The organism is Sphingobacterium litopenaei, assembly GCF_014692495.1.
Taxonomy (GTDB): Bacteria; Bacteroidota; Bacteroidia; order Sphingobacteriales; family Sphingobacteriaceae; genus Sphingobacterium; species Sphingobacterium litopenaei.
Genome location: NZ_JACOIJ010000007.1, coordinates 120807 through 135621, shown reverse-complemented (window position 1 = coordinate 135621; position 14815 = coordinate 120807). Strand labels below are relative to the sequence as shown.

Annotated in this window: 12 protein-coding genes and 1 pseudogene; 2 read left to right on the top strand and 11 right to left on the bottom strand. The window is 37.2% G+C overall.

Annotation, left to right across the window (positions count from 1 at the left end):
- A pseudogene (locus tag H8B04_RS05930) lies at positions 1-614 on the top strand (hypothetical protein); the annotation flags it as partial.
- Positions 615-683: 69 nt separating this feature from the next.
- Here the strand turns inward: H8B04_RS05930 and H8B04_RS05925 are convergent.
- The 4 genes from H8B04_RS05925 to H8B04_RS05910 form a co-directional block, all read right to left on the bottom strand.
- Positions 684-1733, bottom strand: coding sequence for an SGNH/GDSL hydrolase family protein (locus H8B04_RS05925; protein WP_223815291.1), 1050 nt, complete (start codon positions 1731-1733; stop codon positions 684-686).
- A 62-nt stretch (positions 1734-1795) separates the two neighbouring features.
- A complete protein-coding gene (locus tag H8B04_RS05920; protein ID WP_165291686.1) occupies positions 1796-2614 on the bottom strand; it encodes a 3-keto-disaccharide hydrolase in 819 nt (272 codons plus the stop codon).
- A 72-nt stretch (positions 2615-2686) separates the two neighbouring features.
- A complete protein-coding gene (locus H8B04_RS05915) occupies positions 2687-5161 on the bottom strand; it encodes an outer membrane beta-barrel family protein (protein WP_165291687.1) in 2475 nt (824 codons plus the stop codon).
- Between the two features lie 91 nt (positions 5162-5252).
- Positions 5253-5534, bottom strand: a complete 282-nt coding sequence (locus tag H8B04_RS05910) for an ATP-dependent Clp protease adaptor ClpS (RefSeq protein ID WP_165291688.1) — start codon at positions 5532-5534, stop codon at positions 5253-5255.
- A gap of 84 nt (positions 5535-5618) precedes the next feature.
- Between H8B04_RS05910 and H8B04_RS05905 the strand changes: the two genes are divergently transcribed.
- Positions 5619-6665 (top strand): 3-oxoacyl-ACP synthase III family protein, encoded by a 1047-nt coding sequence (locus H8B04_RS05905; protein WP_165291689.1) that lies wholly within the window; start codon positions 5619-5621, stop codon positions 6663-6665.
- Between the two features lie 40 nt (positions 6666-6705).
- On the opposite strand, the gene H8B04_RS05900 is transcribed toward H8B04_RS05905, so the two are convergent.
- The 7 genes from H8B04_RS05900 to H8B04_RS05870 all read right to left on the bottom strand — a co-directional run bounded on the left by H8B04_RS05900 (position 6706) and on the right by H8B04_RS05870 (position 14786).
- Positions 6706-7905, bottom strand: coding sequence for an MFS transporter (locus tag H8B04_RS05900; RefSeq protein ID WP_190301741.1), 1200 nt, complete (start codon positions 7903-7905; stop codon positions 6706-6708).
- Positions 7906-7947: 42 nt separating this feature from the next.
- On the bottom strand, positions 7948-9132 hold the full coding sequence (locus H8B04_RS05895) for a class I SAM-dependent rRNA methyltransferase (RefSeq protein WP_165291691.1): 1185 nt from the start codon (positions 9130-9132) through the stop codon (positions 7948-7950).
- A 121-nt stretch (positions 9133-9253) separates the two neighbouring features.
- Positions 9254-10381 carry a PKD domain-containing protein gene (locus tag H8B04_RS05890; protein ID WP_190301740.1) on the bottom strand — a complete coding sequence of 376 codons (1128 nt, stop codon included), beginning with the start codon at positions 10379-10381 and terminating at the stop codon, positions 9254-9256.
- 17 nt (positions 10382-10398) lie between these two features.
- Positions 10399-11241, bottom strand: a complete 843-nt coding sequence (locus H8B04_RS05885) for a cyanophycinase (protein WP_165291693.1) — start codon at positions 11239-11241, stop codon at positions 10399-10401.
- 4 nt (positions 11242-11245) lie between these two features.
- Positions 11246-12295, bottom strand: coding sequence for an isoaspartyl peptidase/L-asparaginase family protein (locus tag H8B04_RS05880; RefSeq protein ID WP_190301739.1), 1050 nt, complete (start codon positions 12293-12295; stop codon positions 11246-11248).
- Between the two features lie 12 nt (positions 12296-12307).
- Complete coding sequence (locus H8B04_RS05875; RefSeq protein WP_190301738.1) at positions 12308-13360, bottom strand: cyanophycinase; 1053 nt, start codon at positions 13358-13360, stop codon at positions 12308-12310.
- A 1-nt stretch (position 13361) separates the two neighbouring features.
- Positions 13362-14786, bottom strand: coding sequence for a RagB/SusD family nutrient uptake outer membrane protein (locus H8B04_RS05870; RefSeq protein WP_165291696.1), 1425 nt, complete (start codon positions 14784-14786; stop codon positions 13362-13364).
- Positions 14787-14815: the final 29 nt, after the last annotated feature.

Here is a 14815-nt window from a genome sequence, read left to right as displayed (position 1 = left end):
ATATCACAGATGGTAAACAACATGAATCTAAAATCGCCAAGACTATTTCATTTCCTAAAGGCTGTGTGGTCGTTGTAGATAGAGGCTACGTTGATTATGCTTGGATGAACGTTTTGGACAGCAATCATTCCTTTTTTGTCACCTTAGAACTGGAAAATCCTACTTTTGGAGCACAAATCGACATTTGGAATTTAGATAATTCATTTAATTTAAATATTAATGGACAAAATTTATTTAGTAGAGAACTTAACTTTGAAGGATTCCCGTTGCACGATGTTTATTTTAGTGATTTGACATATTATGGCAGCCGAGATATTCCGAGCAGCAATCCAAGAATATCTGTAATATATAGAATTAATGAAGGCTCAGCAACTCGTCCACGTGAAGAAATTCCAGTAGTTAGATTGACAATTGATCAGTTTGGTAATGTAAGATTATTTGGTAGAAAACGTATGTCTGAGAATTTGAGAGAGTTGTTTATCAGACCTGATGTAACAATTAACCCTTTAGCTAGATTAATACCTAATGGCATTAATACACTGGTATTCTCTTCTACGCGTTGGACAATTACTGATGTAGAAGGCAGGATATATGGTATAAGAATTCAAGAATAATTGAAAATTTTAAAAATAGGTTTGTAATCATCTTTTAAAAAATGATTACAAACCTATTTTTTTTATACATCATTTCAGAAAAGTTCGCAAAACTTCATTATATGCCTTTGCAATTTTCATCATTCCCAAATCATTAGGATGTGCATAATCCACGGTAGATTCAATATCTAATCCAAAATCCTTAGCTGAAACAAAATATAGGTTTTGAAGCCCCTCCTTTTTTAATTTTTTATAGGTAGCAAAAATTACTTTTGAAGATCTCCCATATTCTTCCATTGTATGAATATTCTGAAAACCTGGTGTATAGGCAGAACTATGTTCCGCTAAGATAATCGGCACTAAAGTATGTAATTTGCGAATGGACTGCACAGCACTCCTAATTATAGAATCCAGTTGAACTTCAGAACGGTCTTTCGTAATAGCCAAATTCGGAATACAATCTAATATGACGGCGGCAGCATCTTCAGTATTAATAAGATCCAAAAGAGGTTTTTCAAATCTTCCATTTCCAGAAAAGGCTAAATTTATTATTTCATTAGAAAAGTGGCGCCCCACAATATTTGTCCACGCTAAACCAGGTCTGGTGGCACAGGCTCCCTGTGCAATAGATGTACCGTAGACGATAATTGGCTTCGTATTATTTTTCACAAATTTAAAGTCTTTTGCATTCCCAACGCCGATTTCTAGCCATTCTACAGAATTATAAAGAGGCAAATACAGTCGATAAGTATGATTTGTATTTACACCAATATTATTGAAATTGTATGTAATTGTATCTTTAAAACTATATTGACCAAAAGCCCATTGCCATTCTTTAGCTACCTTATCAAAAGAATACAAATCCACCCCACTAACTCCAATAGAAGGCATATGCGGCATATTCAGAACACCTTTTACTTTATAGCGAACTTGAATTGTGTCCGCATTGGTTTCGAATTCTACATACAAACCAGCGGAATTAGTACCTAAATACCAAACGGGTTCTCTAACTTTTGATTTTGCATCAACAGGTAAACGACCGTAATCTTTCTCCGTGTTTAATAATTGTAAACGACCTTGCACTGCCTCTTGATCTAAAGGATTGAAATATTTTTTAGTTTGAGCTATAGCTACAGACAAACTGATCAAACAAAAAAGAGAGCACAAAATGCTCTCTCTAAAAATTTTAGTATTTAATTTCATTATTTTAATACTTTCACTGTAATATTACGGTACCACACATCATCACCATGATCTTGGAAACCAATTAATCCTGATTTGGTAGCACCACCAACATTATTCAATAACTCGAATGCTACAGGCCATTTTTCTTTGCTGAACTTGCTAGCTTGCAATAAATCTGTCCATTCTTTCGTACGGATAGTATATTCCACTACTTTCACACCATTTTGATAATGTTGTACCGTATTTCCTTTTACCACTATTTTAGAACTATTCCACTCACCTACGGGCTTAGCATTTTGAGGCTTCGCAGGAATCATATCGTACAATGAAGCAGACTTTCTATTTCCGTCCACGCCCATTTTGGCATCCGGATGCTTTTCATTATCCAAAATTTGATATTCAGGACTAGATATATAAATGGGTTGTCCTTTTATTTCTTTTGCAAGAACGAATACTCCAGAATTACCAGCTTCCGAAATTTTCCACTCAAACTCTAATTCAAAATTTTTGAAATCGTAAGCAAAAACAATGTCGCCACCTTCAGGATTCGCAACGCCAGGGTTCTTTGAAAACTTCAAAGCCCCATCTTCAATTATCCATTTACTTGGAACATTTTCTTTGTTGTAACCTCTCCATCCATTTAATGAACTACCATCAAACAATATATAAGCTCCCTTTTTATTTTTCTTTAAGGAATTAAGATCTACCCTTGGCAGTTTCAATTCTTCAACTCCTGGTTGTTCTTTCACTGTCTCAGCTGTGTTTTTACTTTGAGCACATGCTGATGAAAATATCAACGATAGTGCTAAAGTAGATTGTAATATGTGCTTTATCATAGTTTATAATTTGAATCAACTAAATTTAGAAAAATAAGTCTTTAATTCCATGTAATATTATTCATACAGGTATTAATAACCTCCGCCCTCCCCTGCATCTTCCATCTGATCGTCACTTCGCTTAGACTTCATAAAGTCTTGAACACCAAATCGATAAGATAAAGAAATATTAAAAGTTCGTCTAGACCAACGGTGCTGAAAATCAGAATATCGTGTCGGTAAATACGTTTCACCTCCAAATCTTCTTGTATTGAATACGTCTCGGACATTAAACATCAACGTTCCTTTACCCTTTAGAACATCTTGCTTCAAAGCCACATCAGCAGCGTACATTTCTTTCATTTTACCCTGTAAGGTCTTCATTGGCGCACGGTAATCTCCTTTTACTTGTAAAGAAGTTTTTGATGTGAATTTAACATTCGTTGTTAAGTTTGCATTCCAAGCCACATTCTCTACTTGGTTGATATTATATTGCGTATTCGGGTTAACACGTTGATAAAACACATTGACATTCGCTGTAGCATCCCACCAGTTAAATAGATTGACTTTGGAAATCAATTCTAAACCTGCATTATTACGAGATCCTACATTTTCCCAACGAGAGAAGGTCGCATTTTCTTTCCCTGCTAAATATTCAGCTGCAATAGGGTCATTTTCATCAAATTGAATCGGCTGTGTCATATCATTCACACGACGGAAATAGGCCGTAGTAATGAAATTCCATTTACTATAGAATTTTGCAAAACTTAATTCCATCGAATGAATGTCCTCAGGCATCAAATTTGGATTTCCTTGCCAAATATTAAGTGGGTCAGACAAGCTGACAAATGGATTCACCTGCCATCCGCGTGGACGTTGAACACGTCTGGAATAAGACATCTGCACTTTATCACCTTCTTCATTGACCTCATACGTCAAGAAGGCACTGGGATATATTCTGAAGTAATCCAAATTCCCTTTCGCAAGATGATCTCCATTAGCAACTCTATCTGGGTCAATGCTTTTATTCTCGGTATTTAAAAATGCATCTTCGGCACGTAAACCAACTTGTAGACCTATTTTTTCGCCCAACATCCGTTGATAATTAGCATACAAAGCATGCACACCACTTTTCATTTCAAATTCATTCGACACAGCATAATCTGGTACCCAAGCCTCATTTTTTAATGTATCCGAAAACTGAAAATCATTTGATGATCTTAAAATGGTACGATAGCCCGCTTCGAACTTATGGTTTTCGCCTAAAGGCAAAAGGTAATCCAACTGAAAGTTCCAGTTCTGCCCTTTTTCGCCTGTTTCATTGAATCGTTTGCTGATAAAAGTTGGATTTTCTTGAATATAATCATTCGTTCCATCCTCTTTATCATTGCCATATGTAACGTTTGCGGTAATCTCTTCTCCTTCTCGTTTCAATATTCGTTTAAAATCAAACATCAGATCATACCCAAAATCATCTTCCTGTTGACGAGATGTTCTAGGCGTAACTATTGGTGTTGATTGACCACGATAAGATTTATAAAATAAATCTTCCCCTCTATTATTATCGCGTATACTGATATTTCCAGCAAGGCTTAAAGTCGTTTTATCTGTTGCATAATAATCCATCCCCAGACGAACAGAATTATTAATTCCTTTTCGAAAAGATTCGTTTGTAGTTTCTGTCGTCAAACCGTTAGGATCTTGCACCCCATTAATAAGACTAATAGTTTTGGTAAAATCATCACCTAAATTTCGTCCATGTCGGAAGTTGTAATTCCCAAAATAATTAAACTTATTGTCCCTATAATTTAAGGTTATACCAGCGCTGTAATTATCATAACTACCACCAGAAACATTAATATTTCCATTTAGCCCTGTGCGAATATTTTTCTTCAACACGATATTAATAATCCCCGTCTGTCCTTCCGCATCATACTTAGCAGAAGGGTTGGTGATAATTTCGACTTTAGAGACTGCATCTGCTGGTAAGGATTGTAATAGTTTATTCACATCCGAACCTGCCATCGCCGATTCTTTGCCATCGATTAAAATCTTCACACTAGAAGATCCACGTAAACTAACCGAACCATCAGCATCCACCTGAAGCGTAGGAACATTTCCCAAAACATCTTGAGCTGTACCGCCTACGGATACAAGGCTTTGCGATACATCGAATATTTTTTTGTCAATACCCAGCTGCAAATCTGCTGTGCGACCTTGTACTAGCACTTCTTCAAGTTGCTTCCCCGCTTCTTTCAATTCTACGATTGCTAAGTCTAGTGTTTTGTTGTCGGAAATTAGGATATCAGCTTGCTCATGATTGAGCATACCCACATAGGTTACCTGTAAACTGTACGTGCCAGATGGAATCGACTCAATGAGAGCAATACCTTTGCTATCTGTTTGACGGCCCTTGATCGGAGCTTTTGAAGTGTTGGTTACGACAGTAACTGACGCTCCCAGGATAGGTTGCTTATTTTCTTGTTGAACTACTTGAACTTTTAGGTTGCCCTGTTGTGCGATTGTATAAAATGGTAGTAACAGCAATAATAGATAGATTCTTTTCAAATACATGTTGTTTATTGAATTTGTGCCTACAAAAATGTAGATTATTAATTCAACATCAACATTCGTAACTGCAATATTACCAAGCAGTAACTTATTCGACAGAAACGGTAAGACCTTCGGCTTTTAGGATTTTGCGGTATATTTCCATTTCTGTAAAGGAACCTTCTAGAATAGCACATTTACCTTCATTGTGTACTTTCCAGGCAATACGCTCTGCTTCTCCTTCGGTATATTGCAGATGATGCATCAAACAATAAATAACATGATCAAACGTATTGATTTCATCATTCCATAGGATAAGTCGGTGGCTTTCTTTGACAGATGCCAAAATTTCCTCTAGGGTATAGGTCTCTTGTGTGGTCTCAACACTCATGCTACAAAAGTAGCTTATTTTTCAAAAAAAACTGTATTTTTAACACGCTTTTGCGATAACTAATTATAAAAAATTAAACTTATTATGTATCAATCAAAGATTGCTGGTATAGGCTATTACGTTCCCAAAAATATATATACAAATAACGATTTAACACGCTTCATGGAGACCAGCGATGAATGGATTCAAGAACGAACAGGTATTAAAGAACGTAGATATGCTGATAGAATTGGTGAAACGACCACTACTATGGCTATCGAAGCTTCTAAAATAGCCATAGAACGTGCTGGGGTGACAGCAAAAGACATTGACTTTATTGTTTTTGCTACCTTATCTCCTGATTATTATTTCCCTGGCTGTGCTGTATTGTTGCAACGCGAAATGGGTATGGGAGAAATTGGTGCTTTGGATATTCGCAACCAATGTTCGGGCTTTGTATACGCTTTATCCATTGCCGATCAATTTGTAAAAACTGGGATGTATAAAAATGTACTGGTTGTGGGGTCTGAAAAACATTCATTTGCATTGGACTTTTCTACACGAGGCCGTGCTGTTTCCGTAATTTTTGGGGATGGTGCAGGTGCTGTAGTCGTTCAGCCAACAACAGAGCCTAATAAAGGAATATTAAGTACGCATCTTCATTCGGATGGAGCGGACGCGGAGAAATTAGCCATGTATTACCCAGGGGCATCGAGCGGAATTTGGCTAGAAGAACAGCCCGAATGGCCGGATCAAGAATTGGGTGGATTATTAATGACACCCAAAATGTTGGAAGATGGCACAGCTTTTCCTGTAATGGATGGTCAAGCTGTATTCAAAAAAGCAGTAGCTAAATTTCCTGAAGTCATTGGTGAGGCGTTAGCCAAGAATAATTTAACTCCTGCAGATATCGATTTGTTAATACCGCATCAAGCCAATTTGCGTATTTCACAATTTGTACAAAAAACATTAGGCTTATCCGATGATAAAGTATTCAACAATATCCAAAAGTATGGAAATACAACTGCAGCCTCTGTCCCTATCGCATTATGTGAAGCCTGGGAAGCAGGCAAAATTAAAGATGGAGATATTGTCTGTTTAGCTGCTTTCGGCGCAGGATTTACTTGGGGCTCCGCTTTGATTAGATGGTAAAATAAAATAGCGCTTTCTTTTTTGAAAGCGCTATTTTATTTTATGATTCTTCTACATAATTTATTCGCTGCAAATTCGGCAACAACGCGGCAATCACCCCGATCAAAGGCAAATACGAACATATATGGTAAATATGTTCTATTGAAGTTTTATCAGCTAAATATCCCAATAATGCCGAACCTATACCCGCCATTCCAAACGCAAAACCGTAGAATAATCCCGAAACCATTCCTAATTTCTTAGGCAACAATTCCTGAGCATACACAATAATAGCAGGAAAAGCAGAAGACAAAATAAGCCCAATAATGACAATAAATACGGCTGTCATGGTCAATCCAACATAAGGAAGCGCTAATGTAAAAGGAGCTGCGCCCAATACCGAAAACCAAATCACATACTTGCGACCAAAACGGTCACCAAAAATTCCCCCTAACATCGTACCAACAGCAATAGCTATCAGAAAATAAAAAAGAAACACCTGAGCTTTTACATCAGTTATTACAAATTTTTCAATCGCATAAAACTGTAGGAAATTCGTAATACTCGATACATAAAAATATTTTGAAAGAATAAGCAACAATAAAACTATCACGGATATGACTATTTTGATTTTAGGTAAGTCTGGCACTTTTACAACTTTTTTAGATGTACCTGCTTGTCGAATTAATCTTTTCTTGTACCAAGTCCCAATGTAAAATGCCACAAAGTGACCTATTATCGGAACGACCAATAACCACATCAAAGCCCATTGACCTCTAGGTAAAACAATGTAAGCAACTGCAATAGGAGCTAAAGCCATTCCGCCATTTCCTCCGATCTGAAATATGGATTGCGCCAAACTGCGTTGTCCTGATGAAGCTATAAAAGCTATTCTTGACGATTCAGGATGGAATATGGACGAGGCTATTCCAACCATAAAAACAGAAAAAAGAATCATTGGATAACTGTAGGCGTTTGCAAACATTAACATCCCAACAATGAGAATACTCATGGACAACATTTGTGAATAGGGATGTGAACGCTTATCGGTATATGCACCTACTACAGGCTGAAATATCGATGCAGACATTTGATAAACAAACGTAATCATTCCAATTTGCCCATAATCCAAGTGATGTTCATCTTTCAATAATGGATATACTGCGGGCAACACCCCTTGAATCAAATCATTCAATAAATGTGCAAAGCTGACTGCAAATAAAATAGAAAATATAGGTCTTGATGACGATGTATTTTGCATAAATAGTTAGTAAAATGGCTTCCTTTTCAGAAAGCCAAAATCTTATAAAACGCGAACCAATAATCCTTTGAGGTACTCTCCTTCTGGAAAAGAAGCCCGTACGGGATGATCTTCGGGTTGCGTAAATTGTCTTATAAACTGTATTTCCTTCCCTGCATCTAACGCCGCCCAAGCAATCACTTGCTTGAAGGTATCAATATCCATCGCACCAGAACACGAGAACGTCGCTAGCAATCCCCCAGACTCTAACAATAACAAACCTCTTCGGTTCAAATCTTTGTAAGCACGAGAAGCTTTTTCCAATGTGGAACGTGAAGGTGCGTACTTGGGTGGGTCCAACACAATCACATCAAATTTCTCTCCTTGTTCGCCTAAAGAACGTAAATACTTATTCACATCCGATTGAATTGCTGTATGCTTTGATGCATCAAACTTATTATGAATCACATTACTTTTCAATGTCTCAATCGCTAGAGCGGAACTATCCACGGAAACCACTTCATTTGCACCTTCTCGAAATGCATTCAGTGTAAATCCTCCAGAGTAACAAAAGCAATCCAACACCCGTTTTCCTTTGACATATTGAGCTGTTAAATAACGATTTTCACGTTGATCACAGTAGAATCCTGATTTTTGACCATCCACAATATTTACCTTGTAATGGATTCCATTTTCAACGATATCCACGAATTCAGGTGGGTTTTCTCCCCACAATAATCCGTTAGTATCTGGCAAACCTTCATGTTCACGTGATTTTAAATCACTACGCTCATAGATTCCCTTAGGCGAAAGAAGATTCACCAATTCATCCACGATAATTGATTTTACCTGCTCTACACCAGCAGCATGCACCTGAATAGAAATAAAATCCGCATATTTATCCGCAATTAATCCAGGTAAGAAATCCGCTTCCGCAAAAATCAAACGAACCGTATCATTGTCAGCTTTCAATAAATGTTTTCTATTATTTACAGCTTTTTGCACTCTTAGACGCCACCAATTCTCGTTGATTTCGTTTGCAGGATTCCACTCCAATAAACGAACGGCCACACGAGAACCATTATTATATACGCCGTAAGCTATAAATTCATCGTCAAAATTATAAACCGCTACGACTTCACCACTTTTGATCTTACCGACTTTTTGCTGAATAGCACCCGAAAACACCCAAGGGTGTAATTGCCAAGCGGCTTTATCTTTGCCTTTATTAAGGATTATTTTATTCATCGATGCAAAAATACGGAATAGAAAAGGATTACCAATTTACTTGCGATATTATTATTGCACAACTCTTATAAACTCAAAGAGCCAATCAAATGATTGGCTCTTTATTTTCTTTAGCTATATTCTAATGTTTTATAAACATTCCTCTAGGATTACTAAGTCCTGAGCGAACAGTTTCAGGTTCTGTACCATCCAAATTAGCTCTTTTGATATTGTTTAAATTTGTCTCTGACCAATAAATTTTATTTTCATCATGATCAACTGCCATCCCAGAACCGCCTCGATTTCCAGAAAAGGAAGCAATTTTCACGGGATTAGTACCATCCAAATTAGCGCGCATTAATCCCGCATTATTACGATCATCATAATAGATTTTTTCATTCACATCATCAATATACAAGCCATATCCGTACGCTCCTTCAATTAACTGCTCGACCCCTGTACCATCAGGTTTTGCTACATACATGTATTCATCATTGACTTCATAAAAATAAATAAGGTTAGTTTTTGTACTGAATCCAACAGCGCGCATAGCACCACCTGAGATATTTACAAATTGCTTTTCAAAGCCGGTTCCATCGAGATTAGCTCTTGAAACGTTTGCACCATCTGCAATGTACATTTTACCTTCTGCATAATTGATCGCTACCCCATAAGGAGATCCTAAACCTGTTAACACCTCTTCAATGTTAGTTCCGTCTAGATTCATACGCAAAATCTTACCGTTGTTGGTATTTTCAAAATCACAAAAATAGATCTTATTGCTTACATGATCATAAGTCATTCCATGACCACCTTTTCCTGACATATTAGCCACGGTCTCAACATTAGAACCTGGAATTAAGGATAGTTTTCTGATAAGATCAGAATTATATTCTATAAAATATAACTCATTATCCGTTTCTATGACCACATTAGGATCAATAACAGCAATATCCTGTGAATAATTACCAGTCCCTCCATCGCCAATAGCCTTTAGCTTAACCGTATACATACCTGGTACTGTATATATTTTGGAAGGATTTGCTTCGGATGAAGTCGTACCGTCACCAAAATCCCAAAGATAGGTTGTCGCATCTTCAGACTCGTTCTTGAATAAAATAGCTTCATTTATATTAAGCTCAACGTTCGATATTGTGAAGTAACTTTTCACTGCTCGAGGCAAATCGTCGAAATTATATTTTTCACCGGAACACGAACCTATCAACATTATGTTGATAATACATCCAGCTAGTAGTAAAAACCTTTTCATAGTTATATGTTAAATAATTAGTTTTTTAATTTAAATTCTTGTCCGTGGACGTAAATCGATAAGTTTGCTTGCTGAAAAGAGACTTTTCCATTAGGCATATTTTTTTTGTTTTTAGGATTGTTCACCACGAGTACCTGGCTATCACCACTGATGCGGGCCTTATTTTTAGAAACTACTAATGCTGTACCCTCATCAATCCCAACAACTGTTTTATCAGAATGATCATATAACACACTTAGCAATCTATTATATCGGCTACGAATTATAAAATGTTGATCAATAATTACATTTTTCAAAAATCCCATTCCAGAGGAAACCTCTACATAATCTGCTTTTATTTCACGGAATGAATCACTTTTTGAGTCTTGCTTTTGTGAACCAGTAATCATGACTTTGGACATGATTGCGGCTCCAGCACTTGTACCAGAAATGGTCGCACCATCACGATAGGCCTCATGCATAGCTTCATATAATTTAGAATCGCGAACTATCTCCATAAATTTATTTTGATCGCCACCCGTTACATAAATCAATCGGGCATTTTTCACGGAATCGATCCAATTTGTATTGTTATTGGCTTGTTCTTTAGAAAAATTGAAACTTACAATCTTATTATTAGAGAATTCGGAAATCTGTTCACTGATATATGCAATAGATTCTTCAGGTACACTTGTAGCCATTGGCAATATTACTATATAATCCGTCGAACGTAATTCTGATGTTTTCACTAAATCTGCTATTAAAGCTGAGGATCTTTCTCCACCGCCGATAATGAATAATTTACCCTTCTGGGCATGAGCTAAAGACATAAACATTATCAGGATAGGCAATAAAAATCCAGTTATACTTACTCTTGCCATTCGATTATTTATAAATGTAAATTGATATATTACCCTTTTCATCCACAGTACCGCGGTACATTCCCGAAGTATTGAACTCCATCGCTACTTTTCCATTTTTATCTAAAGAAATAATACCTCCGTCTCCACCAAGTTTCCCAATTTCTCCAATTACCTGTTTGGTCGCATCAACCACTGATAATCCTTTTAATTCAATTAGGTTAGAAACACGATGTGCAGCCACTTCTCGTATATAAAATTCCCCCCAACCTGTACAAGATATCCCTGCAGTAGCGTTATTACAATAAGTACCTGCACCAATTATTGGAGAATCGCCTACACGGCCATAGCGCTTATTTGTCATACCTCCAGTGGATGTTCCTGCAGCTAAGTTCCCTTTCTGATCTAAAGCGACAGCTCCTACAGTTCCGAATTTTTTATCTTCGCTCGTTACCCCTGCAATCATACTTTCACGAGGATTAAAGTTGTAAGCAGCTCTGCCCTCTTCCTCCTCCTTTTTTGTACGTTCTAATTGTTCCCAACGTTCCTTGGTGTAAAAATAAGAAGGAGATACCGTATCACAGCCCTGAGATAACGCAAAGAGTTCTGCACCTTTGCCTACCATCATCACATGCTCAGATTTCTCCATCACAGCACGTGCTGCATTAATTGGATTTTTTAGTGTTGATACACCAGCAACAGCACCGGCCTTCAAAGTAGCGCCATCCATTATTGAAGCATCCAATTCATTTTTACCTTCATTTGTGAATACTGCTCCCTTACCTGCATTAAATAATGGAGAATCTTCTAAGACATTAACTGCTGCTTGAACTGCATCTAATGCTTCTTTCCCTGATTTTATCTCATCATAACCTTTTTGCAGTGCCATTGTCAATGCTTCATGATACAATCTCTCTTTTTCAGGAGTCATATGCTTCTTTTCTATCGTTCCAGCACCACCATGAATTACCAAAACGATTTTATTATCATTTTCGCTCTCGTTAGTTTTAGAATTACAACCATAAAATGATTGAATTATAAAACCTATAATCACATATTTTAAAATACCTTTCATATATATAATCGTTTATTGAACCGATTTCCAACCACCCGCAACCACGGACCACCAAGCACTTTTATATAAGGATGAACTTTGAGGTTGGAATGTATTCATATTAAATTTATTATTGCTTTCTGTACCTGAAACAGAAAATACTTGTAATGCTTTTCCGGAATGATCCCAAGTTAGTGGAACACCGCTCAAAACCGATTCTGGCTGTTTCGTAATATCTGATTTAACAAAAAAAGCATTGTTAGACCCAAAAACTTCAGCGACTCCGTTTTCATCAATACATACTGCGGTACGTTCATCTACCGCAATCGCATTAGCTGCCTTTCCCCAATCTTTCAATATTCTAGAAAGAAATACGGTCAATCTGCCCTCTCTATTTCGCTGTGCGAAATGCTGATCTGTAATAATGTTACTCATAAATGGTGCTTTAAGAAAATCATCTTTTCCCAAAGACACCTTTGTATTATAAGGATTACTTAGCGCTTCCTCAGAATCTACTCCTCCGCGATCAGCTCCGAAATAATAATTACCCAGAATGGCTGCCCCCGCACTTGTTCCTCCAACAGGTACTTTTTTATCAGCAAGTAGATAATTAATCGCTTGCATAACTTTTGTGCCCTTCCAATAGCCCACATAATCAGCCTGATCGCCTCCTGCAATAAAGAGCATCTCCGCATTTCTAATGATACCAGCAACACGATCATCATCGGCCAATTTGCGCGAATCAATTTTTAGCGTCTCCACTGAATTCACTTTACCTAGACGATTTACATAATCGTTGTATGCATTTGTTCCAGTTGCACGGATAATAACTACGTCACCACCTCCACTACGGTCGATCATCCACTTGAAAGCTGCATCAACATCGGTACCGCCTCCCATGATGACCACACCTCCTTTAGTAATTGTCTTTACATCAGTAGTGTCTCCTAATATACCTAACGATGACGGACGTGCTAATGGTGAAGTTGGTTTGGGTGCATTGGGGTCAAATGGATTCGGTAGTTCCTTATTACCACAACTAGTAAATCCATACAACAATGCTATAATCCCTACTAATTTTATCATGTTAATCCTTTCCGTATTTTGGATTTTGAACCATGTTTTTGTTTACAGCCATCTCGTCATTTGGAATTGGGAAACAGTATTGTGCCGCCGTAGGTTCTAATTTTACAGCACCAGAAGTATTTGCCGCATCTTGGGTTAATCGCTCCACCGGAAGCTTTAAGCGTTTTAAATCATAAAAACGATGTCCCTCAAAAGCCAATTCTTTAAATCTTTCGTTGTAAATATTTTCTAATAAAATCTGCTTCGATGAGAATGTCTGATTCACATAGTTATGAATACGCTCTCTACGTAATGTATTAAGATCATTTGCAGCATTAGTTAATCCTGTAGCACTATTACTTTCGGCCTCAGCTTCTGCCCTGATCAGAACCATTTCTCCTGTACGGAAAATCTTAACATCTGTCAAACCTGGGTTTGTGGTATTTCCACCGATATATTTATTCACCAAATATTGTGATTTTATACTTGGAGGAGGACCAACACGTGAAGGATCATCCTTAATATATGCAGCGTAACGAATATCATCTGTCTTATTGAAGGTATTAATTAATTTAGAAGATGGCGCATATAAAACTATTCCACCGGCTTCTCTATAAAACGCAGCTCCAAGACGAGAATCTCCGATCACTCTAGCTAATTTCCAAACAACCTCTGAATTACTGTTGTCTACCCAAATTTTCGGAAAATCATTTTTAGGTGCGAGAGGCTCTGCTGAGATTACTTCAGACGCATACTTAATTGCATCTGGCCAATTCTTTGCATATAATGCAACTCGTGCCTGAATTGCAGATATAGCTGTTTTAGTAATTCGTATATTCTCTGTAAAAGATGTTGGCATTAAATCTTTTGCAGCTTGTAGATCTGCATTGATATCCTCATAATTGGATTTGACAGTTGGTCGAGCTGGATAGCCTAATGCTCTTGCCTTCATATACGGAACCCCCATTCCCTCTGCATCATACGAAGAAGCATATCCTCTCAACAGTTCAAAATGACTGTATGCCCGCAAAGCCAAAAGTTCTGCCTCATATTGATTTTTTAAAATTTGATTATTTCCTGTTACCGTAATATTTGGCAATGCTTCAAGGACATGGTTAACACGATCAATTACAACATAATATTCATTCCATGCAGAAGTTACAGATCCATAGCTAGAGTTATACATCCAACGGTGTAAAGCAGTATTTGAAACTGTATTTTCTGTTGGCAACAAAACTTCATCTGACACAATTGCACCTGCTTCCAACAAAGTTGTTGAAAGTGGAGCGTAAGCTCCTAAAACGCCCATATTCACATCGTCCAAATTTCGAAATGCTTTGCTTGGATCAATACTATCTGTTGGCGCCATATCTAATTTATCACATGATTGGAGACCTAGTCCAATTAATGATAAAACAATACATATATTTTTTCTGATACTTATCATACGTTTAATTTTATTAGAGTGTGCCTAGC